The organism is Nocardia sp. NPDC058176 (genome assembly GCF_042883805.1).
Lineage (GTDB): Bacteria > Actinomycetota > Actinomycetes > Mycobacteriales > Mycobacteriaceae > Nocardia.
The window spans coordinates 1598822-1624979 of the sequence record NZ_JBHVVA010000001.1 but is presented as its reverse complement, the minus strand read 5'-3'; the positions used below and the strand labels follow the sequence as shown (position 1 = coordinate 1624979).

General features: G+C 68.4%; 27 protein-coding genes. 10 read left to right on the top strand and 17 right to left on the bottom strand.

The features are described 5' to 3' along the window. Together ACFVVM_RS07650 and ACFVVM_RS07645 are read left to right on the top strand one after the other, a co-directional pair. Complete coding sequence (locus ACFVVM_RS07650) at window positions 1-2160, top strand: 3-hydroxyacyl-CoA dehydrogenase NAD-binding domain-containing protein (protein WP_387614299.1); 2160 nt, start codon at window positions 1-3, stop codon at window positions 2158-2160. A 10-nt stretch (window positions 2161-2170) separates the two neighbouring features. Then, window positions 2171-2863, top strand: a complete 693-nt coding sequence (locus tag ACFVVM_RS07645) for a TetR/AcrR family transcriptional regulator (RefSeq protein WP_387614296.1) — start codon at window positions 2171-2173, stop codon at window positions 2861-2863. Here the strand turns inward: ACFVVM_RS07645 and ACFVVM_RS07640 are convergent. Then, complete coding sequence (locus ACFVVM_RS07640) at window positions 2832-4016, bottom strand: AI-2E family transporter (RefSeq protein WP_387614294.1); 1185 nt, start codon at window positions 4014-4016, stop codon at window positions 2832-2834. The genes ACFVVM_RS07645 and ACFVVM_RS07640 overlap by 32 nt on opposite strands. A gap of 135 nt (window positions 4017-4151) precedes the next feature. Here ACFVVM_RS07640 and ACFVVM_RS07635 point away from each other — a divergent pair, with 135 nt between their 5' ends. The 3 genes from ACFVVM_RS07635 to ACFVVM_RS07625 all read left to right on the top strand — a co-directional run bounded on the left by ACFVVM_RS07635 (window position 4152) and on the right by ACFVVM_RS07625 (window position 7555). Continuing rightward, window positions 4152-4787: a hypothetical protein gene (locus ACFVVM_RS07635; RefSeq protein ID WP_387614291.1), complete on the top strand. Its 636-nt coding sequence runs from the start codon at window positions 4152-4154 to the stop codon at window positions 4785-4787. A gap of 142 nt (window positions 4788-4929) precedes the next feature. Beyond that, window positions 4930-6585, top strand: coding sequence for a bifunctional 3'-5' exonuclease/DNA polymerase (locus ACFVVM_RS07630; RefSeq protein WP_387614289.1), 1656 nt, complete (start codon window positions 4930-4932; stop codon window positions 6583-6585). 151 nt (window positions 6586-6736) lie between these two features. Beyond that, window positions 6737-7555, top strand: coding sequence for a cyclase family protein (locus ACFVVM_RS07625; protein ID WP_387614286.1), 819 nt, complete (start codon window positions 6737-6739; stop codon window positions 7553-7555). A 7-nt stretch (window positions 7556-7562) separates the two neighbouring features. Here ACFVVM_RS07625 and ACFVVM_RS07620 read toward each other — a convergent pair whose 3' ends face one another. From ACFVVM_RS07620 to ACFVVM_RS07605, 4 genes are all read right to left on the bottom strand, one after another. Further along, a complete protein-coding gene (locus tag ACFVVM_RS07620; RefSeq protein WP_387614284.1) occupies window positions 7563-9125 on the bottom strand; it encodes an FAD-binding oxidoreductase in 1563 nt (520 codons plus the stop codon). A gap of 172 nt (window positions 9126-9297) precedes the next feature. Further along, entirely contained in the window at window positions 9298-9558 is a 261-nt protein-coding gene (locus tag ACFVVM_RS07615; RefSeq protein WP_387614282.1) for a hypothetical protein, read from the bottom strand. A 193-nt stretch (window positions 9559-9751) separates the two neighbouring features. Next, the gene (locus tag ACFVVM_RS07610) at window positions 9752-10549 is read right to left on the bottom strand and encodes an SAM-dependent methyltransferase (protein ID WP_387614279.1); all 798 of its coding nucleotides are present in this window, start codon (window positions 10547-10549) and stop codon (window positions 9752-9754) included. A gap of 179 nt (window positions 10550-10728) precedes the next feature. After that, window positions 10729-11514 (bottom strand): GTP pyrophosphokinase family protein, encoded by a 786-nt coding sequence (locus ACFVVM_RS07605; protein WP_387614276.1) that lies wholly within the window; start codon window positions 11512-11514, stop codon window positions 10729-10731. Between the two features lie 95 nt (window positions 11515-11609). On the opposite strand from ACFVVM_RS07605, the gene ACFVVM_RS07600 reads away from it, so the two are divergent. Both ACFVVM_RS07600 and ACFVVM_RS07595 read left to right on the top strand, forming a co-directional pair. Beyond that, on the top strand, window positions 11610-12230 hold the full coding sequence (locus ACFVVM_RS07600; RefSeq protein WP_387614274.1) for a LysE family translocator: 621 nt from the start codon (window positions 11610-11612) through the stop codon (window positions 12228-12230). Window positions 12231-12358: 128 nt separating this feature from the next. Next, window positions 12359-12823: a hypothetical protein gene (locus tag ACFVVM_RS07595; RefSeq protein WP_387614271.1), complete on the top strand. Its 465-nt coding sequence runs from the start codon at window positions 12359-12361 to the stop codon at window positions 12821-12823. A gap of 86 nt (window positions 12824-12909) precedes the next feature. Here the strand turns inward: ACFVVM_RS07595 and ACFVVM_RS07590 are convergent, their stop codons facing one another. The 7 genes from ACFVVM_RS07590 to ACFVVM_RS07560 form a co-directional block, all read right to left on the bottom strand. Further along, window positions 12910-13620: an ESX secretion-associated protein EspG gene (locus tag ACFVVM_RS07590; RefSeq protein WP_387614268.1), complete on the bottom strand. Its 711-nt coding sequence runs from the start codon at window positions 13618-13620 to the stop codon at window positions 12910-12912. Continuing rightward, on the bottom strand, window positions 13620-14945 hold the full coding sequence (locus ACFVVM_RS07585; RefSeq protein WP_387614265.1) for a hypothetical protein: 1326 nt from the start codon (window positions 14943-14945) through the stop codon (window positions 13620-13622). Before ACFVVM_RS07585 ends, ACFVVM_RS07590 begins: the two co-directional genes overlap by 1 nt. Window positions 14946-15004: 59 nt before the next feature. Next, window positions 15005-15649, bottom strand: a complete 645-nt coding sequence (locus tag ACFVVM_RS07580; RefSeq protein ID WP_387614262.1) for a DUF3558 domain-containing protein — start codon at window positions 15647-15649, stop codon at window positions 15005-15007. Then, the gene (locus ACFVVM_RS07575) at window positions 15646-16011 is read right to left on the bottom strand and encodes a hypothetical protein (protein ID WP_387614259.1); all 366 of its coding nucleotides are present in this window, start codon (window positions 16009-16011) and stop codon (window positions 15646-15648) included. Before ACFVVM_RS07575 ends, ACFVVM_RS07580 begins: the two co-directional genes overlap by 4 nt. A 69-nt stretch (window positions 16012-16080) precedes the next feature. Then, window positions 16081-16683, bottom strand: a complete 603-nt coding sequence (locus tag ACFVVM_RS07570) for an LppA family lipoprotein (protein ID WP_387614257.1) — start codon at window positions 16681-16683, stop codon at window positions 16081-16083. 29 nt (window positions 16684-16712) lie between these two features. After that, window positions 16713-18587 carry an alpha/beta hydrolase gene (locus ACFVVM_RS07565; RefSeq protein WP_387614254.1) on the bottom strand — a complete coding sequence of 625 codons (1875 nt, stop codon included), beginning with the start codon at window positions 18585-18587 and terminating at the stop codon, window positions 16713-16715. After that, entirely contained in the window at window positions 18584-18904 is a 321-nt protein-coding gene (locus ACFVVM_RS07560; protein ID WP_387614251.1) for a hypothetical protein, read from the bottom strand. Before ACFVVM_RS07560 ends, ACFVVM_RS07565 begins: the two co-directional genes overlap by 4 nt. A gap of 123 nt (window positions 18905-19027) precedes the next feature. Here ACFVVM_RS07560 and ACFVVM_RS07555 point away from each other — a divergent pair, with 123 nt between their 5' ends. Continuing rightward, window positions 19028-19507, top strand: a complete 480-nt coding sequence (locus ACFVVM_RS07555) for a hypothetical protein (RefSeq protein ID WP_387614248.1) — start codon at window positions 19028-19030, stop codon at window positions 19505-19507. A gap of 34 nt (window positions 19508-19541) precedes the next feature. Here the strand turns inward: ACFVVM_RS07555 and ACFVVM_RS07550 are convergent, their stop codons facing one another. The 4 genes from ACFVVM_RS07550 to cynS are packed head-to-tail and all read right to left on the bottom strand — an operon-like array spanning window position 19542 to window position 23006. Further along, window positions 19542-20357: an ABC transporter ATP-binding protein gene (locus ACFVVM_RS07550; RefSeq protein WP_387614245.1), complete on the bottom strand. Its 816-nt coding sequence runs from the start codon at window positions 20355-20357 to the stop codon at window positions 19542-19544. Window positions 20358-20392: 35 nt separating this feature from the next. Beyond that, entirely contained in the window at window positions 20393-21280 is an 888-nt protein-coding gene (locus tag ACFVVM_RS07545; protein ID WP_387614242.1) for an ABC transporter permease, read from the bottom strand. Further along, window positions 21277-22524, bottom strand: a complete 1248-nt coding sequence (locus ACFVVM_RS07540; protein WP_387614239.1) for an ABC transporter substrate-binding protein — start codon at window positions 22522-22524, stop codon at window positions 21277-21279. Before ACFVVM_RS07540 ends, ACFVVM_RS07545 begins: the two co-directional genes overlap by 4 nt. A gap of 29 nt (window positions 22525-22553) precedes the next feature. Continuing rightward, window positions 22554-23006: a cyanase gene (gene cynS, locus ACFVVM_RS07535; protein WP_387614236.1), complete on the bottom strand. Its 453-nt coding sequence runs from the start codon at window positions 23004-23006 to the stop codon at window positions 22554-22556. A gap of 230 nt (window positions 23007-23236) precedes the next feature. Here cynS and ACFVVM_RS07530 point away from each other — a divergent pair, with 230 nt between their 5' ends. Then, on the top strand, window positions 23237-23995 hold the full coding sequence (locus ACFVVM_RS07530) for a helix-turn-helix domain-containing protein (protein WP_387614233.1): 759 nt from the start codon (window positions 23237-23239) through the stop codon (window positions 23993-23995). A gap of 12 nt (window positions 23996-24007) precedes the next feature. Here ACFVVM_RS07530 and ACFVVM_RS07525 read toward each other — a convergent pair whose 3' ends face one another. Beyond that, entirely contained in the window at window positions 24008-25054 is a 1047-nt protein-coding gene (locus ACFVVM_RS07525; protein WP_387614230.1) for a 2Fe-2S iron-sulfur cluster-binding protein, read from the bottom strand. A gap of 99 nt (window positions 25055-25153) precedes the next feature. On the opposite strand from ACFVVM_RS07525, the gene ACFVVM_RS07520 reads away from it, so the two are divergent. Beyond that, on the top strand, window positions 25154-26158 hold the full coding sequence (locus ACFVVM_RS07520; RefSeq protein ID WP_387614227.1) for an alpha/beta hydrolase: 1005 nt from the start codon (window positions 25154-25156) through the stop codon (window positions 26156-26158).

Here is a 26158-nt window from a genome sequence, read left to right as displayed (position 1 = left end):
ATGACCACGATTTCCTGGGACCTCGGCGCGGACCGCGTGCTCGTCCTCACCATCGACGACCCGAGCCAGTCCACCAACACCATGACCGAGGCGTTCGCCCGCGATCTCACCGCGACCGTCGACCGGCTCGAAGCCGAGATCGACACCTTCGACGGCGTCATCCTCACCTCGGGCAAGGACACCTTCTTCGCCGGTGGCGACCTGAACCTGCTGATGAACGCCACCCCGGAGACCGCGCCGCAGATCGCGCTGGGCCTCGACACCTACAAGGTCGCGTTCCGCAGGCTGGAGCGACTGGGCAAGCCCGTCGTCGCGGCGATCAACGGGACCGCGCTCGGCGGCGGCTTCGAGGTCGCCCTGGCCACCCATCACCGGATCGCCCTGGACGCCAAGGGAAGTCTGCTCGGCCTGCCCGAGGTGACCTTCGGTCTGCTGCCCGGCGCGGGCGGTGTCACCCGAACCGTGCGGCTGCTCGGTGTCACGAGCGCGGTGCTCAACGTGGTCGGGCAGGGCCAGCGGATGAAGCCGGCCAAGGCGTTGCAGGTCGGCATCATCGACGAAGTGGTGGCGACCCGCGAGGAGCTGTTCGACAAGGCCCGTGCCTGGATCGCGGCCAATCCCGAGGCGGCCCAGCCCTGGGATGTGAAGGGCTACAAGATCCCCGGTGGCACCCCGTCGAGCCCGGCGCTGGCGGCCAACCTGCCCGCCTTCCCGGCGAATGTGCGCAAGCAGCTCAAGGGCGCGCCGATGCCCGCGCCGGTTGCGGTGCTGGCGACGGCGGTCGAGGGCGCGCAGGTCGACATCGACACCGCCTTCGCGATCGAGACCCGCTACTGCACCAACCTGATCTGCGGTCAGGTCTCGACCAACATGATCAAGTCGCTGTTCTTCGACCTCGGCACGATCAACAAGGGCGGCAGCCGCCCCGACGGGTTCCCCGTGCGCACGCCGGAGAAGGTCCTCGTGCTCGGCGCGGGCATGATGGGCGCGGGCATCGCCTACGTGCAGGCCCGGGCGGGCATGCAGGTGGTGCTGAAGGACGTCACCATCGAGGCCGCCGAGCGCGGCAAGGACCACTCGCGCAAGCTGCTCGACAAGGCACTGCGCAAGGGCGCGATCACCCAGGAAAAGTACGACGAGATCCTCGGCCGCATCCATCCCAGCGCCGATCCCGCCGACGCCGCGGGCTGCGATTTCGTCGTGGAGGCGGTGTTCGAGGACCCGGGCCTGAAGAAGAAGGTGTTCGGCGAGATCGAGGCGCTGGTGAACCCGGACGCCCTGCTCGGCTCCAACACCTCCACCCTCCCGATCACCGACCTCGCCACCGGGGTGGGGCGCCCGGCCGACTTCATCGGCCTGCACTTCTTCTCGCCGGTGGACAAGATGCCGCTGGTGGAGATCATCGTCGGCGAGCAGACCAGCGACGCGGCGATCGCGCGCGCCATCGACTACACCCTCGCCATCAAGAAGACCCCGATCGTGGTGAACGACAGCCGCGGCTTCTTCACCAGCCGTGTCATCGGCCAGTTCATGGACGAGGCGATCGCGCTGGTCGCCGAGGGTGTGCACCCGGCCTCGGTCGAACAGGCCGCCACCCAGGCGGGCTACCCGGTCGGGGCGTTGGCGCTGGCCGACGAGATCAATCTGAAGCTGGCCCAGAAGATCCGGCGCAGCCTGAAGGAGAACCTCCTGGCGGAGGGACGCCGCTGGACCGAATCGAAGGCCTACCCGCTCGTGGACGCCATGGTCGACGACTTCGACCGCCCCGGCCGGCTCGAGGGCCGCGGCTTCTACGAGTACGACGCCGACGGCAAGAAGCTCGGCCTGTGGCCCGGCCTGGCCGAGAAGTACACCCGCGACGACCACGGCATCCCGTTCGTCGACATGCAGGAGCGGATGCTGTTCGCCGAATCCCTCGACACCGTGCGGTGTTTCGACGAGAACGTGCTGCGCACGGTGCCGGACGCCAACATCGGGTCGATCTTCGGCATCGGCTTCCCGGCCTGGACCGGCGGTGTCGTGCAGTACATCAACCAGTACGCGGGTGGTCTCGCCGGATTCGTCGCGCGGGCCGACGAACTGCGCGCCGCCTACGGCGACCGGTTCGAGGTCCCGGCGTCGTTGCGGGCCAAGGCCGCCGCCGGGGAAACCCTCGACTGAGTTGTCGCCCATGACGATGACGCACAGCGACATCCGGCATCCGGTGAACCCGGATGCCGGATGTGCGGCCGTGGGCCCGGCACACGATGTCCGCGGCCCCGGCCTGCGCGCGCACCGGCGCCGCACGGCCATGGCGGCGGCGCGCGAGGTGTTCGTCGCGCACGGGTATCACGGCGCGCGAATGGACGAGATCAGCGCACTGGCCGGGATGAGCAAACCGACGCTCTACAGCTATTTCCCCGGCAAACTCGACCTGTATCTCGCGGTGCTGCAGCACTATCTGGACTGGATGGTGGCCGGAGTCCGCGATGCCCTCGCCGCCGATGTCGGGCATCGGGAGCGGGTCCACCGTGCGGTCGCGGTGTACTTCGACTTCGTCGACGAGGACGCGGGCGGGCACGTGCTGGTCTTCGAATCGCCGGTGCCGAGCGAACCCTGTGTCGAGTGGCGGGTGCGCAACGCGATGAACGAATGCGCGGTCCTGGTCGGTGCGCAGCTGCGTGCCGCGGGCGCGGCGGGGTTCACCGCGGACGCCTGCGCGTGGGGTCTGGTCGGGGCGAGTCACCTCGCCGCGCGCCACTGGCTCGACGCGGGGCGGCCGATCCCCAAGAACGAGGCGGTCGACACCGCGGTGGCGTTGTGCTGGAACGGCTTGTCCGCCGTGGATCGGGTCAGCTCGTCTCCGACTCGTCGGTCGGCGTGACGTCGGGACCGTGGGCGGGTGCCTTCTCGGCGCGTTTGCGGCGGGGGATGGTCTGGTCGATCCGCGAATCCTCGGTCACCGCATAGTGTTTGACGTATTCGGACAGGAACGCCTGCACGGTCGCCGTGGCCGGAATGGCCAGCAGGGCACCGACCGCGCCGAAGAGCGCGCCGCCCGCCAGCACCGACAGCAGGGCGACGGCGGCGTTCACGTCGACCGTGCGCGCGGTGATCCGCGGTTGCAGCAGATAGTCCTGGAACCACTGGTAGGCCACCGCGAAGATGATGATCCACACCGCGTCGAGCGGGTCGACGGTCAGCGCGACGAACACGGGCAGGATGGCCGCCAGATAGGTACCGACCGTCGGAATGAACGCGGAGATCACCCCGAACCACACGCCGAGGGCGATCGGGTTGGGGAGCCCGAGGATCGCCAGGAACGCGCCGTGCACGATCGCGGAGATGATGGCGAGCAGCACCCGTGAGTACAGGTAGCCGCCGGTCTTGTCGATGGCCAGGTCCCACGCGTGCAGGAAGGTCTGCTGCCGGGCGGGCGGCAGCAGCGAACACACGGTGCGCCGCACCTTGGGCCCGCCCGCGGTGAGATAGACGCTGAACAGCGCGATCGTCAGGACCTGGGCGAGTCCGCCGAGCACCGTCGTCGACACACCCCAGGCATTGTTGGCCGCGGTGTGCGCGTACCCCTCGATCAGGCTCGATTCGTGCAGCAGCCGCTGGCTCAGATCGTGCATCGTGAAGTGCTGACCGAAGGTGCGATTGATCCAGTCGACACCCTCGTCGAGCAACCGCGGCGTCTCGTGGGCCAGATTCGTCGCGGTCTCCACCAGCAGCGTCACCAATGCGCCGAGAAAGGCCAGCACACAGGCGAAGGTGCCGACGAACACCAGACCGGTGGCCAGACCACGGCGCACGCCGTGACGCACCAGCGCCGCGACCGCCGGTTCCATCGCCAGCGAGATGAAGAAGGCGACCACCAGGACGATCAGCAGGCCGATCAGCCGGTGGAACGCCCAGTCGGCCAGCAGGAACAGCCCGAAGAACACCAGGGCCAGCACCATCGCCTTCGGCAACCACGGCGGCATCCTGGTACGGGTGCTGACCTGCGGAGCATTGTCCGGGGAATCGGTGTCCACGGTTCCCAGTGTCGCCCCGAACGGGCCCGCTCCCCGGCACCGACGCGGCCGAGTGTGCGACCGGGCCTGCGCCTCGGGCGCGACCATCTCGCTGGTGGCGGTGCGTACTCGGCTGTGCTCGGTACTTTGGTCGTCATGAAATCTCGCGCACCCCAGGGCATTCCCGTCGACAACGCTTCGGAAATGCTGCGGCGGATCCACCTGCTCCGCGAGCGAACGGAAACCGTCGACGATCGCCTGGCGGCCATCGAAGTCCAGCTGTCCGCGGGGGTCGAGGATTTCGACTACCGCTACGACGGTGGCGGCTACATCTACGACGGTGGCGGCGGACTCGACCTGCCCGCGGGACGCGAACTCACCGACCTGCCCGCCGCACTCGTTCGGCTGTACGCCGAAACCGATGGCGCCACGTTCGGCCGCGTCGAGCTGTCCCGCGCCGCCGACTTCCGCGCGGTCACCGCGGTGGACTCGCTCGGTGAATCCGCCTACGACGGACCGCTGCTCGAGATCGGCGACTGTCTGGAGAACAAGATCTTTCTCGACACCGACACCGGCGCCGTCTTCGTCTACGACGACCTGTACTTCAAGTGGGGCCTCGCCACGGGCTTCCTGCTGGAATGCGCCGATGTCGCGGAGTTCGTCGCCACCGTCGCCCTTGGCCCTCGCTACACCGAACTCCTCGGCACCACGAACGTCGACGAGACCTGGTGGCGCACCGACGCCTGGTACCACTATCTCGCCGAACTCGGCCTCTGCCCACCGGTGCGATGAACCGGCTCGCCCGGGCGCCCCGGCAGCGCTGTCGAGGCCGCACCGAGCGGTCGGCGCACCGACAGCGGCCACGGGTTCTTCCGCCCCCGACGGTCGCGCGCCGCGGCCGTGCGTGTCGGACCCCGGTGTCAGACTCTGGGGCGTGCGATGGGCCGTGGCGGAGTCGGGGGATGGGGGTGCGCGGCTGTGCCCGCTCGATGCGGAGGGTCGGCCCGCGGGCGCGGTGATCGAGGAGAGCTCGCTGGTCGAGGCGATACGGTCGCGACCGCAGGTGCAGCGGTGGGTGTGGCGGTCGACGGCGGAGATCTCCCGGACGTTGCTGGCGGCCGGGGTGCGGGTCGAACGCTGCTATGACGTGCAGGCCGCGGAGGCGCTGCTGATCGGCTACGAGGAGGGGCAGTCGGGCCAGGCCCGTTCGCTCCCGGCGGCCTGGGCTCGCCTGCGCGATCTGCCCGTGCCGTCCGACGCGCCCGCGCGGGCCGCCGATACCCAGCCCTCGCTGTTCGAGTCGGCGCCGGTGCCATTGCCCTCGGGCACCGATGAGTTCACCGCGCTGGTCGAGGTCTACGCGGGACAGCTCGCCCGCACGGCGCGGACCGAGCACCCGGACCGTATGCGACTGCTCATCGCGGCGGAGTCGGCGGGCATGCTGGTCGCCGCGGAGATGTCGCGGTCGGGAATTCCCTGGCGTGCCGATGTGCACCGCGAACTGCTGGACACGATGCTGGGTGAGCGTTTCGCGGGCGGGTCCGAACCGCGCAGGCTGGCGGAGCTGGCCGATGATGTGTCGCGGGCGTTCGGCGGCGTGCGGGTGCGGCCGGACCTGCCCAACGAGATCGTCAGAGCCTTCGCCCGCGCGGGAATCCTGGTGTCCTCCACCCGGAAATGGGAGCTCCAGCAGATCGATCATCCGGCGGTGGCGCCGCTGCTGGAGTACAAGTCGCTGTATCGTCTGTACACCGCGCACGGCTGGTCGTGGCTCGAACAGTGGGTACACGGCGGCCGGTTCCGTCCCGAATACCTGCCCGGCGGCACGGTATCCGGTCGCTGGACCACCAATGGTGGTGGCGCCCTGCAGATTCCGAAGGTGATCCGGCAAGCGATCCGCGCGGACCCGGGCTGGACCCTGGTCGTCGCCGACGCCGCCCAGATGGAGCCGCGCGTGCTCGCCGCCGTCTCGCGCGATCCGGGGCTGATGGAGGTCGCCGCCCGGGACGCGGATCTGTACGCGGACCTGGCGGTTCGTGGTGTCGGCGGTGACCGCGCCCAAGCCAAACTCGCGCTGCTGGGTGCCATCTACGGACAGACCTCGGGTGACGCGTTGACGCACATGGCCGGTCTGCGGCGGCGTTATCCGGTCGCGATGGCCTTCGTCGACGATGCGGCGCGCGCGGGAGAGGAAGGCAGGCTGGTGCGGACCCGGCTGGGCCGGACCTGCACCCCGGTCTCGGTCGACGCGCCGGATCAGACCGACCTCAGCGGGTATGCCGGAACCGCCGCGTCGCGCGCTCGCGGACGCTTCACCCGGAACTTCGTGGTGCAGGGCAGTGCCGCGGACTGGGCGCTGCTGCTGCTCGCGGGCGTGCGCCACGCGATCGCGCGTGCCGGACTGCGCGCCGAGCTGGTCTTCTTCCAGCACGACGAAGTGATCGTGCACTGTCCGGTGGACGAAGCCGCCGAGGTCGCCGCGGCGATCACGGCCGCCGCTGACACCGCGGGCCGGCTCGCGTTCGGCCCGACGCCGGTGCGGTTCCCGTTCACCACCGCGGTGGTGGACTGCTACGGGGACGCCAAGTAGGCCACCACCGACCGGCGATCATCCTGCGCGCTCTGGCCAGCCGGACACGCCACCGGCGGATCCGGCGCCTGCCCCGGACCGCTCGGGCAACCCGGACACGCCACCGGCCGATCGGGCACCGGACCCGGACCACTCGACTATCTTGAACCGGATGTGTTCGCCCGAGATCGTCCGTCGCGCCCGTGACGGTGTGCCGCAACCGAGTCGACGGGCCCTGTTCGGCCTGGCCGGTATCACCGCCCTGGCCGCGGTGTCCCCGGCGCCCGCGCTCGCCGCGCCCCGGCCCGGTGCCGTCGTCGATCTCACCCACACGCTCACCCCGCAGCTGCCGGTCTGGCCGGGGAATCCGCCGATCGCCATGGTCCCGGTCGCCTGGCATGCCTCGGGCGGGTTCGGGCAGCTCGCGCTGGGATATTGGGAACACACCGGCACCCATCTCGACGCGCCTGCCCATCGGATTCCCGGCGGTGCCACGACCGAGGCCCTCGCGGTCGAGGATCTCCTCGCGCCGCTCGTCGTCATCGACATCAGCGCCAAGGCCGCCGTCGACGCCGACGCCGTGGTGACCGTCGCCGATCTCGACCGCTGGCGCGCGCGGCACGGTGAGATCCCCGAGCGGGCCTTCGTCGCCATGTACTCGGGGTGGGAGCGGCGCATCGCCGAACCGTCGACCTTCCTCAATCTCGACCCGCAGGGCAGGCCGCACGCACCCGGCTTCTCGGGGGAAGCCGCGGAATACCTCGTCGCGCAGTGCGGGATCGTCGGCGTGGGCGTCGACACCCTCAGCCTCGATTGCGGCGCCGACCCCGATTACGGCGCGCACACCGCCGTCCTCGGCGCCGGGCGCTACGGCGTGGAGATGCTCGCCAATCTCGCGACGGTGCCGCCCATCGGTGCCCGCGTAGTCGTGGGTGCGCCGAAACACGCGGGCGGCACCGGCGGACCGTGCCGGGTGCTCGCACTCACCTGAGGCCAGCTCACCAATCCGGCCGACCGATCGAAAGCTGGTGCGCGAAGGCGTTTCCCGGGTCCCATTCGGCTTTGATCCGGCGCAGGCGCGGGTAGTTGTCGCCGTAGTAGAAGGCGTGCCACGGCAGACCCGAGGTGTTCCAGTCGGCATCGGCCAGATCGGGATCGGGATAGTTGATGTAACTCCCGCCGTACGCCTCGTTCGGCACCGGAACCCCGCCGGTCTCGGCATGCACCTCGCGATACATCTCGCGGGCCCACCGCACATACCGGTCGTCGTCGGCGGGTGAGCGCCAGGCCGCGTGGATGAGCATCTTCATGAACGAATCCCGGGCCGGCATGGCCGTGGCGTCGGGCGCGACGGCGTTGATCGCGCCGCCGAACGGCAGGAATTCGAGCTGGGAATCGCCGAGGAAACCGAGATCGGTGATGTAGCGGTAGAAGATCCGGAGCTGCGCGGGCGAGTACGCCTTGCGCAGGTAGGTGGCCTTCACCTTGACCCGCAGGGCACTCTCGGCCTTGGCGTAGTAGGTGCGGTCGACGGTGTCCTGATAGGACAGCCGCTCGACCGGCAGCAGGACCGGCGGTGGGAACACGCCCTCGCTCACCGTGGCCACGAACTCATCGAATCGCGTTCGGGCATCGGGGGAATCGGCATCGGAGAGGATCAGCAACTCGGCCGCGGCGGTCCCGGTCGTCCGGATCATCAGCGGTGCGTACAGACCGGCGAAGTCATTGCCCGGCGCGCTGTGTCGTTCGAAGAACCCGAGGTAGTTTCCGAGGAACCGGACGAACGAATCCTCCGTGGCGACAGGCAGGATCAGGCGGGCGTTGAGCATGTCGGCGGGCGGTTTCGGCAGGGCGCGGGTGGGATCGGTGCCGTCGGCATCGGGGGAGCGGAACAGGAACCGCGTCACCACACCGAAATTGCCGCCACCGCCACCGGTGTGCGCCCACCACAGGTCGTGGTCGGGTCCGTCCTTGGTCGCGAGGACGATCTTCGCGACGCCGTCGGCGTCGACGGTCACCAGCTCCACCCCGGCCAGATGATCGGCGACCAGCCCGAAGCGCCGCGACAGAGGTCCGTAGCCGCCGCCCGGGACGTGGCCACCCATCCCGACGCCCCGGCAGATCCCACCGGGCACGGTGACGCCCCACCGGTGCAGGGCTTCGTACACCGTGCCGATATCGGCGCCCGCGTCGACCGAGAAGGCGCGCTGATGCTCATCCCAGTAGACAGAGTTCAGACGGCCGAGGTCGATGATCGACCGGGTGCGCGCGTTGTCGACGAAGTCGTCGAAGCAATGCCCGCCCGAACGGGCCGCGATGGCCGAATCCTCGGCGACCGCCGCGGCGACCGCACGTCGGACCTCCTCGGCGCTGGTCGGCACGTAGATCTTGTCCGGCCGGGCGAGAAAGCGCCGGTTGTAGCCACGCCGGGCGAGCGCCTGGAACTCGGCATCGCCTGCGCCGAGTACCCGCTCGCCGGCCCGGGCGGACGGCATACCGAGTGCGGCGACCGCACCACCGATCGTGGCCGCGGTGATCAACCGTCGACGGGAGAGCGGCACCGGAACTCCTCTCGCTCACCACAGATCCGAACGAATCTGTTCGGACAGTAGCGGAATCACCGGTGCGATGCGCCCACCTCGGCCGCGACGGAGGAGAGCAGAAGAAGATGGCGGGAACGGGGTGTTCGAGTCCCGCGGGACGAAGCTTCCCGATGGTGTGGTGAACGGCTGGTCAGGCCGCTTGGATGGTGACCGTGGTGTCGGAGCTGGGGTAGTGGAGAACGCGCAGGCGTCCGCTGGCGACGTCGACCGCGTCGGCGACCACGGCGCCCGTCTCCGGTGTCTCACCGGCGAAGCTCGTGCTGATCACCCGGTAGCTGCGCCCGGTCTGGAGCACGATGTCGCCCGATCTGAGTTCGCCGGCCGGGGTGGGCGCGCCGTCACACTCGTCGACAGTGCCGTTGCGTCGGATGACACCGATCAAACTCAGCATTCTCTTCTCCACCTGTGCAGCGTCGCGAATCCGCGTCCCGTTTGCCGGATGCGCGAACGGGTATACGAGGGTCTTTTACCCGCGATCGCCGCGTTCGAACCCTCGAATTCTCGAGTCGGCTCGAATCCGGTCCACCGGCGCGAGGTGGTCTCCGGCGCCGGTGCGCGGAAACCACCTCGCGGTGCGCCGAGGATCAGGGCTTGCGGGCGACGGCTCCGTAGGCCGAGATCGGCTGGATCTCGCCCACCTCGACGCCGTCGGGCTGCCACTGGGTGATCGACACGAAGCCGGGATCGACCAGCTCCAGGCCGTCGAACACGGCCCGGATCTGCGCCTGGGTGCGCGGGATGTAAGGGGTGCCGCCGGTCCCGGTGTAGTTCTCGCACAGGGTGACGTAGGCCTGGCTGTCGTCGCTGCCGTCCCACATGATCAGGTGGCTGCCCGAGGGCACCTCGGCGAGCACGGTGCGCACGATCCGCAGCAGGTCGTCATAGGTCTTGGCGTGGCCGAGCACGCCCATGAACATCACCGCGATCGGCTCGTTGAAGTTCAGCACATTGCGGGCGTCGGCGACGATCCGCTCGGGATCGTGGAAGTCGGCGTCGATGTAGGTGGTGACGCCCTCGGGGGTGGTACTGGTCAGCAGCGCCCGCGCGTGGGTGAGCACCAGCGGATCGTTGTCCACGTACACGATGCGGGCATCGGGGGTGACGCCCTGGGCGACCTCGTGGGTGTTCTGCATCGTCGGCAGCCCGGTGCCGATGTCGAGGAACTGCCGGATACCGCGCTCGCGGGCCAGGAAGCGCACGGCCCTGATCAGGAACTGGCGCGACTGCACGGCCATGGTGGAGATGTCCGGGTCCACGGCCAGGCCCGCGTCACCGGCGATCTTGTCGATCTCGTAGTGGTCCTTGCCACCCATCCAGTAGTTCCAGATCCGCGCCGAATGCGGGATGTCGGTCCGGATCACCGGGGTGTGCACGTCGGTCATGAGCCCTCGCTCCTCTGCAAAATTTTGACAGCGGTGGTACCCACCCTGGGCAGGAGCCACCAGCGGCACAGCATCTGATCTGTTTGCGACAGTACAAGATTCATGCCGCCGAGGGGTGCTGGATGAAGCATGCGGATCAGCGACGATCAGCGCGGGGAACGGTCGGGAGCGAGACCGGCTCAGGACGGCCGATCGCCGGGGCGCCGGTTCACGGCATGTTCGGCGACGAGGTTGTTGTAGAGCACGCTCAGATCGAGCGAATCGGCCGGGCCCGATCTGGCGTGCGCGCCACGGTCGACCTGGCGGTGCAGTGCTTCCATCTTCTCGTCGAGCTGGGTGGCGACCTCGGCGGCCTGGGCCAGGTCGGCGCGCAGATTCGGCGGGACCTCACCGCGGTACTTGTAGTAGATCTTGTGCTCGAGGCTGGCCCAGAAGTCCATCGCGATCGTGCGGATCTGGATCTCCACCGGAATCCGCTCGGTGCGGTCGGAGCGGAACACCGGGATCTGCACGATCAGGTGCAGGCTCTGGTAGCCGTTCGGCTTGCGGTGGGTGATGTAGTCGCGCTCCTCGAGGACGGTGATGTCCTCCTGACCGGCCAGCATGTCCCGGATCGCGCCGATATCGGAGATGAAGCTGCAGACCACCCTGACCCCGGCGATGTCGAGCACGTTCTCGCGGATGGCGGCCAGGTTCATCGCGTAGTTCTTGCGCTGAACCTTCTCCAGCACGCTCTCGGGAGATTTGAGTCGCGAGCCGACGTGCTCGATCGGGTTGTACTCGTGGGTGTTGTTGAAGTCCTCGCGCAGGATGTTGATCTTGGTGGTGACCTCGTCGATCGCGAACTTGTAGCCGAGCATGAAATCGACGAACTGCTCTCTGAGTACCCGGAGGTCGTCGACGGCGATCTGCTCGCCGTTGCCGAACGGGCCTTCGGTGCTGTGGTCGAGCTGCCAGGGTCTCATCGACCTCCATTGTGCCTTTCCCGTTCCGCGGGCTGCCGTGGTGCTGGTCACGGCGGTGATCCAGGCCACGACCGGCCGGTGTCTACCATGGTCGGATGCTTGCCGCGGTCCTGTCGTTCACCCTCGCGTCGATCGTCCTGGTCCTGCTCCCCGGACCGGACACGCTCGTCGTGATCCGGAGCCTGGTGCGGGGCGGGCGCGGTGCCGGGATCCGGACGGCCGCGGGCGTGCTGTGCGGGCTGGCGGTCTGGGTGGGCGCGGCGGTCCTGGGCCTGTCCGCCCTGCTGCGCGCCAGCGAGATCGGCTACGACGTGCTCAAGGTGGTCGGCGCCTGCTACCTGGTGTGGCTCGGTGTCCAGTCGCTGCGCGCGCTGCGACAGCCTGCCACCTACATCGAGGTGGGGCCGACGGCGCCGATGGACCGGCTCGGCAATTTCGGCGCCGGCTTCCTGACCGACATCCTGAATCCGAAGATCGGCGTCCTGTTCGTCAGCTTCCTACCCGGCTTCGTCCCCGACGGCTACTCCCCGGTCTGGACCACCCTCGGCCTCGGCGCGCTCTACATTGCCCTGACCGCGCTGTACTGCGCCGCGCTCGTCGTCGCCTCCGGGTCGATCTCCACCTGGATGCGGACCACCCGCATCCGCCGCCGCATCGACGCCGTCACCGGTCTGGTCCTCGTCGGCTTCGGCGTCCGCCTGGCCACCGAGTCTTGAACCTGGTCCCGGACTTTCCCGGCCCGCCACCTTCTGGCGTGGCTAGGGTGGTGTTCGTCGCCCGTCGTGAGTTCGTGCGCCGCCGGGCGAGCGCTACCCGTCCAGCAAGCTCGAAGGGATTGGTTCAGTTGACTACACCCACAGGCTCGCGCTCGATCTGTTTCACGGCGATCGGCGCGGTGTCGGCCGCGATGGTCTTCACCGCACCCCTCGCCGCCGCCGAACCGCAGGCCTCGGCAGACAAGTTGTGCGACTTCATCTATCCGACACCCGACGACTTCGAGGTGATCGCCAACAGCACGGCGATCGCGGTGTCGAACGCCGATGGCGCGGTGCATCTGGAACTGCACACCGACGCCAATTCCGAGACCCCGTACGAGCAGCGCTTCTCGGTCATCTGGGCCAATCTCGACACCGGTCGCAACGGGTCCGAGCAGGTGACCGCCACGGTCCAGGGGCCGGACAACGTGCTGTCGATTCCGCGGGTGGTGACCGAACCGGGCCGCATCGCCTTCGTGCTCGCCGCCGCCAACCACGGTTCGGACCAGAACTACACCAACGGTGACTGCAGCGCGGAATACACCGTCCGCTGACCGGTCCGCCGCGGCCGTTCGTCAGCGGCCGCGGCGGGGTGTGGGACGGTCGGCGCGGCCGAGCAGTCCGCACGCCTGGTCGCGGTTCAGGACGGGCCGATCAGCCGCGACACGATTCTGTCGAAGCGGGCCGATGAACAGGGTTCGACGGCGAGCAGGCCGCGTCCGTAGCGGTACACATATCGGCCGTCGCCCTCGGCGTCGAACCAACTCAGATACCGCCGTGCCGGGTCGTCGCCGTGGTGTCCTCGCACGACCTCGATGTGCCCCTGTCCTGAGCGAGGAGTCGTCAGCAATTCGTGCATCCGGTCCGTGGTCGACACCTCGCCGTAGTCGAGGCCGAGCGCCTGGGCGGGGGAGTGCAGCACGTCGACCGATTCCGTCATCTTGGGTGTGGAACCGGCCGGGCGGTCGCCGGCGAATCTGGCCACCCAGGAGACGACCGATTCCGCTGTGCCGGTACGGATCACCACGTTTCCGCCGACTTCGGCGGTCGAGCCCGGCATCTGGGCGAGCGCCACCGCGCTCTGCTGTATCACCGCGCAATACAAGCGAATCGGGTCGCCTCGGGTGCCGATCACGGTGATCGCGGTGTCGGGGCTTGCTGCCAGGTGCAACACCGCGGACAGATCCGGATCGTCGCGCACCGACAGGTGCTGCCGCAGGTTCGCGACGAGTGCGTCCCATTCGTCTCGCCAGCGCACCGACGGAACCACCACCAGTGGCGCCGGAATCCGATCGGCGCCGATCTCACCCCACACGTACATGAACTCGTCGGGGGTGAATTCCCATCGCACTATCTGCGCTCCCGATCCGAACGCGCGGGTCGCTCCGGTACAGCCCCGATGACCGGAGGCACAGTTCCCTGCGGGGGACCGACCAGGTCGTGGCGGTTCCGAGGATGCATCAGCAGCTCGGAGCGCCCGTGATGCTCGTCGTCGTCCTTCTTTCCCTGACGTGCCGCGCCCGGTGCACCCGCCATGCCCGGCATTCCGTGCGCTCCCGCCGCCCGAACGCCGGAACCGCCGACCTGCGCGGGAGTGCTGCCGGACCCCGGCGTCCCACCCCGCAGTGCACCGCCCGGACCCGGACCCCGACCAGCCTGTCCGCCGGGCGAGCCCACCGGTACACCTGTGCCGCCTGTTCCGGGCCCACCTACGCCGGGGCCGCCGACGTTCGGCGAGCCCGAACCGGTCGGAGCGCCGGGCTGGGACGCGGTGGGCGTTCCCGCCGCCGGTTGCCCCGCAGCGGCAGCGGTCGTTCCGGTGCCCTCGGACTGCGCACCGGAACTGGCGCCATCTCCGGAACCGGTTCCCTGCTCAGCTGAGCCCGCACCAACCGAGTCACCGCCCGGGCCCGGCTGAACGGAGTTCGGGGTGCTCGCTGTTTCGGATTCCGTCCCGGAATCGTTCCCGGCACCGGGGCCACCCGAGACCGGTGTGCCCGTGGTACCGGTTCCGCCCGGAATGTCGTTGTGCCCCAGGCCCGTCGCGGTCGGAAACACCGGAACATCCTGCCCTGCAGGCTCATAGGTGGGTACGTAGTTGTTGCGCATCGTCCAGATCGCGGCCTGCCACGCATCCGAGGCCGCTTTCGCCGCGTCGATCGCATCGATCGGATTCTCGGCACCCGGAATCAGAGGTCCGGTCGACGAGGTCGGGGGCGGCTGTATCTGCGCTTTCACGACTTCGGCACCGTGTGCGACGGCATGGACCCTGTACCCCACACCCTGCGCGACGTTCTGCACCTCGGACAACAACTCCGTCATCGCCCGGGTCGCGGCCAGGATGGCCTCGCCCGTCTGCCCTTCCCAGCCGCGCGCGATCGTCCCGTTCACCTTCGCGTTGAGCCCGATCATGTTGGCGGTGAGCGAGGTACTGATCGTCTCCCACCGCTCGGCCACCTGGCTCAGCACGCCGGGCTGCATCTGCTGCGCCTTGGCATAGAGGTCCGCGTGCGGCATGCTCGCGAACTCCTCCATCATCTGGATGTAGGCGGGATCGGCACCGGCCGCCCCGGCCGCGAGCTCGGCCGCCTTGCGCTGCGCGGCGGTGGCGGCGTCGAACGTCGCGGCAGTCTCCGTGGATGACGCCGGCTGTTGGGCGACCACCACCCCGAGCACGCCTGGTATCAGTGGATTCTCACCTGTCACTGTCCCCGCCCGTCATCACTTCGGCCATGTCAGTTACCGGCGCCGATCACGGGCTCGAGGCCCCGCGCGAATTCGATCGCCTTGTCGCAGGGTGCGATCGCGCCGGGCTCCGCCGCGAACTCGAGTGCGGCTTCGACCCCGAAGTAGCCGACGGAGGTCCTCATGTCCACCGCGCACGTCGCATCACCGTTCTTCACGGTCATGACCGATGGGCGGCCGTTGACATCGATGTTCTCGAACCGGCCCTCGTACTTCTGGCGAACCTCATCCAGTGAAACGTTGCCCGAATCGATCTGAACGGTCCACAGTGCCTGCGTCGGCGCGCTCGCGAAGCCACACGTGAGGAAGGTGTATTCGGCGACGAGGTCGGTCCCGCGTTTGCGGGTCGCGGGGTCGAGCCCGAGCCCGCTGATCGTATCGTCGGGTATCCATGTACAGGGATCGACGAGAACCCTCGGACGTCCCCCCGCATTCGTGTATCGGTTGTCCTGCTCCGGCGGTTGCAGCTTCGCGTCGGTAAGTGTCGGACGAACAGTCACCGATGTGGGCGACCCGACTCCGTTCGAGGGGCCAGCTGATGGTGTCGGCGCGGGGTCGCCGCTGCCACAGCCCGTCACCAGCGAGAACGCCACCAGCCCGGCCAGGGCGTGCCATACGATGCTCTGCCGGTTCATGACACCTTCTCGGCATGATGGATCATCGCGGCCGCGGTGGTCAGGTCCTGCTCGGCGAGCAAGCCTCCGGCGCGGAGGACGGCGGCCTGCAACTCTCGACACGTCTGCCGGGCACCGGTCAAGGCGTCGACGGCTTGCTGGGCCTTGCCCTCGAACCCGCCCTGTAGCTGTTGCGCGGAGTCGAACCCGCCGAATCCTGACAGCCTGTTGAGCTCCCGGGCTTCACCGATCCGCGCCGTCAGCTCTTCGGCGATCCAGCCGTAGTGCGCTGCACACTCCCGTGCCGCATCGGCCTCGAGCCGGAATCGACCGTCACCAGCCGCCTGCCACAGACCTGTCGGCGAGGTGTCATCGATTGTCATGGTGTGACTCCGAATCGTCGATGAACCAGAACCGTCGGTCGAACCGCGGCCGTTCGCTGCTGACCTCACTCATCGCGTCGGCTCCACCGACGAACTCAGTGCCGCGGCGGGCAGATGGCAGCCGATGTCCAGGATGAGGTACGTCACGTCGGCCGACTGTGCTGTTCGATTGGTCTTGAGCAGGATTCGAAGATCGCCATCGGGGGTCTCGAATTGGATCCGATTGGCGGCGGGCTCGCTCACGACCAACTCGATGCCGAGTTCCCCAGCGGCGGCCAAAGATTGATCCCGCAGCGCGGCCCATTGATCCTCTGGGAACGGGCTGTTGCCGCGATAGTCGCGCCCATCGACTTTTCTGCCGTCCGTGATGCTGAACGGCCCGTCGCAGTGGGTGATCGAACTGGCCTCCGGCGGTCGGAACTGAAAGCCGGGGACGAGCTCACCGGCAACGCCGCGCAGTCGCTCGACCAGTTGCTCGCCCCTGGCCTCGGCGTCCTCGAGCGAACTTCGTGTGCGCAGCTCGGCGTCCGCCTTCGCGGCGTCTTCCGGACTGATGATCTGGGACTCGTATCCGCTGTCGCGGGCTGCCCAGCCCCACAGGAGAATCGCGACGACCCACAAGGCGATGAACGCGGCGACACCCAACACGACCGTCAGTACGAGCACCTCCACCGTGGATGCACCCTTGCGACCCGTTCTGCTCACCGGACCGTCCTCGGGTCGGTGGCGTTCTCGGGTAGTCCGGCGACGATGGCGGCGAGGTTGTAGCCGGAGCGGTGCAGATTGTTGGTGGCGCCGTCGGTGCGGCCGTACTCGGAGTGCCCGCTCGCGCCCGAATAGTGCTGGCCGTCGACAGTGATCGGGTCGGTGCTGAGATGGGTGACCCAATCCATCTGGTGTGGGCTCCGCCCGAATCCGTCGAGGTCGGCGACCGGGTCGTCACGTTCGGTCATCTCGTAGACGTGTCCGGGCCGTAGGCCGAGGTCCTCGGCACTGGTGACCGCGTCGTTGACCCCGAGTTCGGTGATGAATCCGCCGTTGGGAGCGAAGTGCGGAATGTTGGGCAGATCGGGCACGTTGCGCCCCAGACCGGGGGAGCCGTAGAACACGGCATCGTCGACGACACCTGACTGCTCCTGCAGGGCGAGGCTGGTGGTCAACGAGCCATAGGAGTGTCCGAGTGCGGTGATGTGCGGATCGCTGGTCTCATTGGCGACGTCGAGTCCGGTGAAGAACGAGGCCAGCGGCTGTGCGCCCTCTTGCGCACGACCCTGGAAACCGACGTTCGACATGTCCGCCTCGAGATCGGACAGGCTCCCCAAACCGCCCTGTGGCGGGTCGTAGCCGAACCACGCGATCGCGGCGATCTCCTCGCCTGATCTGCCGTCGACCCCCTCGAGTTGCCGCGTCGAGGTGGCGATCAGTTGCTCGGCTTCGCCCAGCATGCCGCCCTTCGGATTCTTCGGATCTCCGCCACCGAGCAACGTGGATTCCAGATTCGATCCGAGCCCGGGGGTGGTGACCGCGATGTGATCCGCGGTATCCGGATTGCCGACCGAGACCGCGGCACGGCCCTGCCGACCCGACTGCATGTCCAAAGCCATCAACATCCGTGGTGGTTTGCTGTCCGCGTTGACGGCTGTCTCCACCACCGACAGGTCGGCCAGTTTCTGTCGCGTCCGGTCGAGGCTGGTCTGCGCATCGCTCAGTGCCACGGAATCCCGCGTGGTGGCGGCGGCCGCCACCACGGCGGTCAAGGTGGCTTCATCCGCTTCGAGCCTGGCGCGTTCGATCGGGATCATCGCCCGGTTCGCTGTGTCCCGCACGTCGGCGGGCAGCCCATCGAGGTTGCCGATCGAGCCGGGGGAGTTCGACGCGATCTCATCGCGTTGGGCCGTGGTGAGCGAGTCCCACCATGCCCGGTTCTCCTGTGGCGTACCACCTTTCGGTGGCTGCGGAGTGACGGTCGCCGACGTGGTCGCGTTCCCGAACGAATCCGGTGTCGGGAGGTTCGCGAACGCCGCCTCGATCGCCTTCTTTGCGCCGGTGTCGGCGTCGGCGGCGCCGTTGAGCGCGGACTTCACCGCGATCGTGTGCGTGTTCGCCTCGACCTGCAAGGCCGCGATGCCCACGGCGTATTTGTCGGCGATGGTGGCCGCGTTGTTGTCGCCGACCGAGGCGGCGACCGAGGAGTACAGGCGTTGCTTGGTCGTCTCGCTGATCACGCAGGTGCCGTCATCGCGGACTTCGAGCCCTTTGCCGATCGCCTCGGTCTTCTTCGTCACCAGGAATCGCTGCGCCGAACCGACCGACGATTCTGCCGATGTGGCGGCGTCGCGCCCGCGTTCGAGCGCGTCGGCGATGATCAACGCCTTCTGGTGCACTTCGTCGTATCGGGCGCGCATCGCGTTGCCGGTCTCGCGGCGGAAGGTGTCCCGCGATCCGTCGACGGCGCGGTGCTGGCCATCGACGGCCGTTCGCAGCTCGCCTGCCTGCCGGGTGAATTCGAGTGCCTGCGCGCCGAACGCGGCCGGTTTCCACGCTTCGACCAGCGGAACCGTCAGATGCCCGCTCATCGTTCGCCGATCGCCTGCAACTCGGCCGCGCGCCGCTCGTCCTGCTGCCCGAAGGTGATGACAGCCGCGACGGTCTTGCCGCTGAGCTCGGTCAAGGCGGTTCCCACGGCGCCCATCGCCTTGTCGGCCGCGCGCGCCGCGACCTGATACGCCTTCGGGGTGTCCCCGTTGGGCATGCACTCGAAGACGCCGTCGGCGAGCGCCCCGCCCTTCCCGATGAGCTGGATGTCCTGTCCCGCGGTCCCCATCCCGGCGGCGAGCGCGCGCACCGCGTCGGGGTCGAGATCGAACACTTCGGTACCCGGTGTCGGACTCAACGGATTCCTTCCCCCGTGGTGGTGCCGCGCCCCTACGCGATCGCCTGCCGTGCCAACTATAGCTGTCATGACATCTATAGTTGGCATGAGCACCGTCGCGGCGATCGAACAGGGGGAACTGTCATGACCGGCGCACTCGACCCGCTTCCGGCCACCACCGACCAGCTCCACGCCGGTCTGCACGGGCCCGCGTCCGCCGCGCAGGCAGGGGAGGTCGCCGCCGTGCGGGTCGGTGTCGACGGAACCCTCGAATCGATCACGCTGACCGAGGCCGGTCGTCGGCTCGACCCCGACGCTCTCGTCGACGCGATCGTGCGCCTGCACGTGGCCGCGATGGCGCAGTCGCGTCGAGCCGTCGCCGACGCGGTGGCGCGCCTCGAGCAGGATCCTCGGCTACTGGCAGTCCGGGAACGCTACGTCGACGCCCTTCAGCAACCGCATCCGGCCGCCGAGCCACCCGGACAGTCCCAGCCGGTTCCACACCAGCAGCCCCAGCACACCGAGCAGCAGGTGGGCTGGGGCACCTCGTATCGCGAGCCGACCGACGAGGACGACGAAGCCGACGACGAGTACTTCCAGCGCGATACCTGGCTCGAGTACTGATGCCTCGGTCCGCGCTCGGCGATCCCCGGAGCCGTCAGGCGGCGGCGGGGTGCGGTGCGGTCAATGACGTCAGCAGGGTGCTGCGCAATTCGTAGAAGGCCTGGTCGCGGTTGAGTTCGGCCTGGTCGCGCGGGCGTGGGAAGGTGACGGGGATGTCCTCGGACACCGTCGCCGCCGGACCGTGCGACATCACCAGGATCCGATCGGACAGCACGATGGCCTCGTCGACATCATGGGTCACCAGGACGACGGTGCGCCGTTCGGACTCCCACAGGCGCAGCAACTCGCCCTGCAGGTCGACGCGGGTGAGCGCGTCGAGGGCGCCGAAGGGCTCGTCGAGCAGCAGCACCTTGGGTTGCAGGGCGAAGGCGCGCGCGATACCCACCCGCTGCTGCATGCCGCCGGAGAGTTCCCTCGGCTTCTTGTCCTTGTGCTTGCCCAGTTTCACCGTGTCGAGGTAGTGGTCGGCCAGGTCGGCGCGCTCGGTTTTCGACAGCTCGCCCCTGGCACAGTTCAGCGCGAACAGCACGTTCTCCCGCGCCGTCAGCCAGGGCAGCAGCACATGCTGCTGGAACACCATCCCACGGTCGCTCCCCGGACCGGTGATCGGTTGACGGTCGAGCCAGAGGATGCCGCCGTCGGGTTCGGTGAGCCCCGCGATCATCGACAGCACCGTGGATTTGCCGCAGCCCGACGGACCGATCAGCGTCACGAACTGGCCCTCCTCGATGGAGATCGTGGTGGGCGCGATGACCTGATTCCAGCCCGTTTTCGCCGGATACCATTTCTCGACGTTCTCGAGGACCAGTGAGCCGCTGCGCACGTCGTCCGAATCATTCTGTGTGGCCATGGTTTTCACTTCCTGTTCGCAAAGAGGTCGGTGGGTCAGCCGTGCGGGATCTTCGTCGCGCCCCACACCACGAGCCGGTCGAGCGCGAATCCCACCGCGCCGATCAGCAGGATCGCGACGAGAATGGCGGGCACCGACAGCCGATTCCACTGGTTCCACACGAAATAACCCATGCCCCGGCTGCCGACGAGCATCTCCGCGGCGATGATCACCAGCCACGCCGTCGACAGCGACAACCGCAGACCCGTGAGGATCGACGGCAGCGCGGCGGGCAGCTGGATGGTGCGGATCACCTGCGCGCGTGAGGCTTCCAGCGTGCGCGCGAGCTGCATGTACAGCGGATCGACCTTCTGCACGCCCTCGATGGTGTTGAGCAGCATCGGCCACAGCGAGGCCATCACGATGACGAAGATCGCCGTGTTCTCGGCATCGCGCAGCAGCGCCAGACCCAGGGGCAGCCAGGCCAGTGGCGAGACCGGGCGCAGCACCTGGACGAAAGGCTCCACCGCCCAGCGGATCCGGGTCGCGTTCCCGAGGACGAAGCCGAGCGGGACCGCGATCACCGCCGCGATGAGGAATCCGGTGAGCACCCGCTGCAAACTGGCCACCAGATGCCAGAAGATTCCGACACTCGCCGGGCCGGAGACATAGAAGGGGTCGCGGAGGATGGTCACCAGCTGATCCCAGGTTCCGCCCGGGGTCGGAGCGAGTCCGTCGGCGCCCTGGTCGGCGGTCATCACCGACCAGATCCCGAGGCCGAGCACGCAGATCACCACGAACAGCAGGACCGCGCCGGCCACCCGTGCGCGGCGCGCGGCCCGGTCGGCGGCGGTTTTCGCGGCCAGACCCAGGGAGATCTCGCGCGGTTGGGTGCTCGTGGGCGCCGGGCCCGGCGGTACGGTCGGTTCTTGTACTCGGGTCATGTCGTCGATACCTGCTTCGCGGTCCAGTGCAGAAAGTTGTCGGGTTCGAATCGGCGGCCGTTGATGTCGAGGCCGGTCGCCGGTGCGGGGAGTGGGGCGCCGAGCGCGTCGAACGCCGCGCGCGATGCCTCGGCGTCGAAGACCGCGCCGACGGTGTCGCGATACTGCTGTGGTGTCGCCCAGCGGTCGGCCCCGGCCAGGCCCCACCGCTGGAACTGGGTGAGCATCCAGAGGCCGAACGCCTCCTGCGGGTAGGGCTGGAACCGGACTCGATCGGGCACCCGCCGCGGGATGCCGGTGCCGTCCTGGTACTCCCCGGTGAGGATGGATTCGAGCAGCGCCGGTTGCTGGTTGAGGAACTGCTCGGGTGCCATGGACCGGGCGGCCGTCGAACGGTTGTGCGCCTGGTCGCTCCACAGCGCCGCGTCGTGGATCGCGCGGGTGAGGGCCTGATAGGTGACCGGGTTCTCCCGGGCGAACTCGTCGTTCACCCCGAAACTGCAGCAGGGATGCCCGTTCCACAGATCGCGGGTGAGCGTGAACAGGTACCCGGCGCCGGTCGCCACCGCCCGCTGATTGAACGGGTCGGGTCCGAGGAAGCCGTCGATGCCGCCGGTGAGCAGATTGGCGACCATGTCCGGCGGGCGCAGAATCCGCAGTTCCACATCGACATCGGGATCGAGCCCGCCCATCGACAGGTAGTCCCGGAGCAACAGATTGTGCACCGAGTAGTCGAACGGGATGGCCAGCCGGAAACCGGCGAAGTCCGCGGGTTCGCGCACCCTGCCGAGATGCTTGCGATGCAGCGTGATCGCCTGACCGTTGGTATTGGTGATCAGCGGCAAGCGGGTGCGCATCCGGCTTGAGGCCAGCCCCTGGTCGATGGCCAATGGCATCGGCGCCAGCATGTGCGAGGCGTCGATCTCGCCGGTGGCGTAGGCGGCCCAGACCTCGGCCCAGCCGGAGAACTTCTTCAACGTGACATCGAGGCCGTGCTTGGCGTAGATCCCCAGCGCCTTGGCGTTGACGATGGGCGACGAGCAGGTGATCGGAATGAAGCCGACGGTGATCTTCGGCTTCTCGATGCCGGGCAGCGGTCCGACGGTCGCGCCGGGCGCGGCGGCCGCGCTCGACGGGGCGGCCGCGGGCGGAGCGGGCGCCAGTGGTGCGCAGGCGGTCGCGGCGAGCGCCCCGGCGACGCCCGCACCGGCGCCCAGCAGTCGCCGACGGCTGATTTCGGCCATCCTCGGGTTCCTCTCGGTGAATCGTGCGGTCAGAACCGGTAGTCGAGGAATTTGCCGTCGAATGTCACGACCACGCGATCGCCATCCGGATCGGGCCGGCGGTCGACGGTCAGCGTGAAATTGATGGCGCTCATGATGCCGTCCCCGAATTCCTCGTGGATCATTTCTTTGATGGCGGGTCCGTAGACGGTGAGCGCCTCGTAGAACCGATAGATCGTGGGATCGCTGGGAATCGGATTGTCGAAGGTGCCGCGATAGGGCTGGGTTCGCAGCGACTCGATCACGGCCTCGTCGAGGTCGAGCAGGGCGCCGACGCCGCGCGCGTCCGCCTCCGGCATCGGGTGCTGACCGTGCAGGGCCGCGATGGTCCAGGCCAGCGGTTTGCCGATCTCTTCGGCGATCTCGCGCCAGGTGAGCTTCTTCCTGATCCGCTGCGACACAATGTGTTTCGTCGCCTCGGACTTGTCCATGATGGCGGTCATCGGCACTCCTTCGTCACTGGCGCCGCTCGATGTCCGAGCGGCGCGCTCGCTCGTTCAGTCGACCATTTCCGGGATGGCGCGCAGAAGCGAAAAGGGCGCACGAGAAGGGGGCAATTCGCGCGTGAATCACCCTTCCTGGACCGATTAACGGCCACGTAACCGGTCGCGGCCGGGGACGTAACAATGCCGTACCTACACTGGGATTTTCCGGGACGGAAGCGCGACGACAGATGAGTACAGCCGCCATTGCCGTGGCACGGCAGGTGATCGGGTCGATGGATCAGGCCGCCTGGGTCATCGACCCCACCGGACGCATCGTGATGATCAACCGCTCGGCACTGTCGGTGCTCGGGTACCGCACCGATGACGACGTGGTCGGCTGCTGTAGCCACGCCGCGTTCCATCATCACCACATCGACGGCGAGCCCTACGAGCCGTCCAGCTGCCCGATCCTGCACGCCACCCGGCGCCCGCTGCGCTATCGCGGTGGTACCGAATGGATGATCCGCCGCACCGGCACGGCGCTCCCGGTGTCCTGGTCGGCCTCGGAACTCCAGCTCGACGCGGCGAAACTCATGCTGGTCACCCTCACGGTGCTCGACCGGTTGGACGACGAACCCTTCGCCGTCCGTGAGCGGGCCTCGGCGCTCGAGCGGCGCGCACTCTACGAGAAGGCCTGCGATCTGATCGCCGTCCAGGCCGGCGATCCCGATCTTGCACCGAATGCCATCGCGCATCAACTGCACGTATCGCTGCGCCACCTGCAGACCGCGTTCGCCGAAGCGGGCACCTCACCCGCCCGCAGCATCCGTATCGCCCGCCTGACGAGGGCGGCGAACCTGCTCGAATCCGGATTGACCGTCACCGAGGTCATCGATCAGTCGGGCTTCGCCGACCCCTCCACCTTCCGGCGTGCTTTCCGGCGCCACTTCGGCACGCCACCGACCGCATTGCGGGCCACGACGGTCCTCGGGCGTACGGCTCCCTGACGCGCCGGGAGATCACTGGTCGAAGACGATGTCGAGGGTGTCGCTGCGCGGCTCGGATTGGCAGGCGAGGCGGGTGCCGCGCGCGAGATCGTGCTGGTCGAGGGTGTGGTTCTCGCGCATGTGGACCTCACCTCGGCGCAGCGTGAACGCGCAGCCGCCACAGGTTCCCTCGCGACACACGTAGGGCGCGTCCAATCCCTCGGCGAGCAGGACGTCGAGGAGCACGGTGTCATCGGGCCAAGTGATGGAATGGGTCTCGTCGTCGAGTTCCACCGTCGCCGTGGCGGTCGTGGCGCTTTCGCTGATCACGGGTGCGGGGGCGGCGCTGAACGGGTCGGTGGTCAGCGACGTGAAGACCTCGGCGTGAAGATGTGCCGCGTCGAGGCCGTTGGCCTCCAGGGCGGTGCGGGCGGCTGCCATGAACGGCGCCGGTCCGCAGAGATAGGCGTGTGATCGCGGCGCGGCGGTGAGCCAGGACCGCAGTGCCGCCGCGGTGGGCCGCCCGGATTCGGACTCCAGCCAGTGCGTGACGGTGAGTCGATCGGGGTGATCGCGGGCCAGTGCGTCCAGTTCGCGGGTGAAGATGACGGAGGCGGCGTCGCGGTTGGCGTAGGCGAGCGTGATCGGATTGTCGTGGATGGCCAGCGCTGTCCGCAGAATCGACATGATCGGGGTGATTCCGCTGCCCCCGGCCACCAGGAGGAACGGCGCGCTCCAGTCCCGCGGGACGAAGCCGCCCGAGGGCAGAAGAACATCGAAAACGCTACCGGGAGAGGCATTGTCGCAAATCCAGTTGGACGCGCGACCGTCGGGAACGCGTTTGACCGTGATGGTCGGTGGCGTGTCCGAGTGCGGGGAGCTGGACAACGAGTAGCAGCGGGTGAGTGGCCCGTCCTGGCACGGCACGCGCAGCGTGAGGAACTGCCCCGGCCGGTAGTCGAACGAGGCCGTCGGGCCGGTCGCGGCGTCCAGGGTCAACGACACCGCATCCGCTGTCTCCTGGATGACATCGCGGACTTTCACCTGGTAGGCGAGCCGGTGGAGATCGGTGGCTGACATCGTCGGACAAACTCCCTCATCGTGGGTGGCGCTCTCTCCAGAGTGTGGACCATGAATGTGCCATTGACAACTGGCACATACCGTGGTGACACTGTGGTCATGACAACAACTAGGTCAACGGCGACCTCACGGTTGGCGACCCCGGTGCCGGTGACACCCACCCGGCGATCACGGCTCGCGCTGACAGCGGGTCGCGCTGTACTCCGTCCGATCAACTGCGCGCTGCCGCACAATCGGCTCGGCATCGCGGCAGCCCGGGGAATGGTCGCGGCGATCATGGCCGCGGGTGGCCCCGTCCCGCCGGGAACCCGGGTGACGCCGGTGCGCTCGGGATCGGTGCGCGGGGAATGGGTTCGCGCCGCGGGTGTCGAGTTCTGTGACCGGGCCGTCTATTTCGTGCACGGGAGTGGCTATGTACTCTGCTCGGCGCGCACGCACCGCGGGCTGGCCGCGCGGTTGTCACGTGACACAGGTCTGCCGGTGTTCGTGGTCGACTATCGCCTCGCGCCCGAACATCTGTTCCCCGCCGCGGCCGACGATGTCGTGGCCGGCTACCGGTGGTTGCTCGGAAACGGCTATCGGGCCGCGGATGTGGTGATCGGGGGAGACTCCGCCGGTGGTCATCTGGCCATGGATCTCCTGCTGGAGAATGCCAGGACCGGGACCCCGCAACCCGCCGGTGCCGTGCTGTTCTCGCCGCTCATCGACCTGTCGTTCGCCTTGGCCGAGTACCACGAACGCCACGGCACCGAGGCCATGGCGTCGGCGCGGGTCGGCCGTCGCGCGGCGGAGCTCTATATCGACCAGGCACCGGCCGACTCGCCGCGTCTGCGCTTGACCGTGCCGCCGGGCACGGCGCTCCCGCCGCTGTTCGTGCAGGCCAGTGACGCGGAGATGCTGGCCGGTGACGCCCTGCACCTGCGCGACATGGTGGTGGCCGCGGGCGGTTCCTGCGAGCTCGAGCTGTGGCCCGGGCAGGTCCACGTCTTCCAGGCGCTGCCCCTGCTGGTGCCCGAGGCGGCACCGGCCCTGCGCCGCGCGGCCCGCTTCCTCGCCGACGCGCTGGCGACATCCGATGCCTCGACCCGAGAGCGAGTGAGCTGA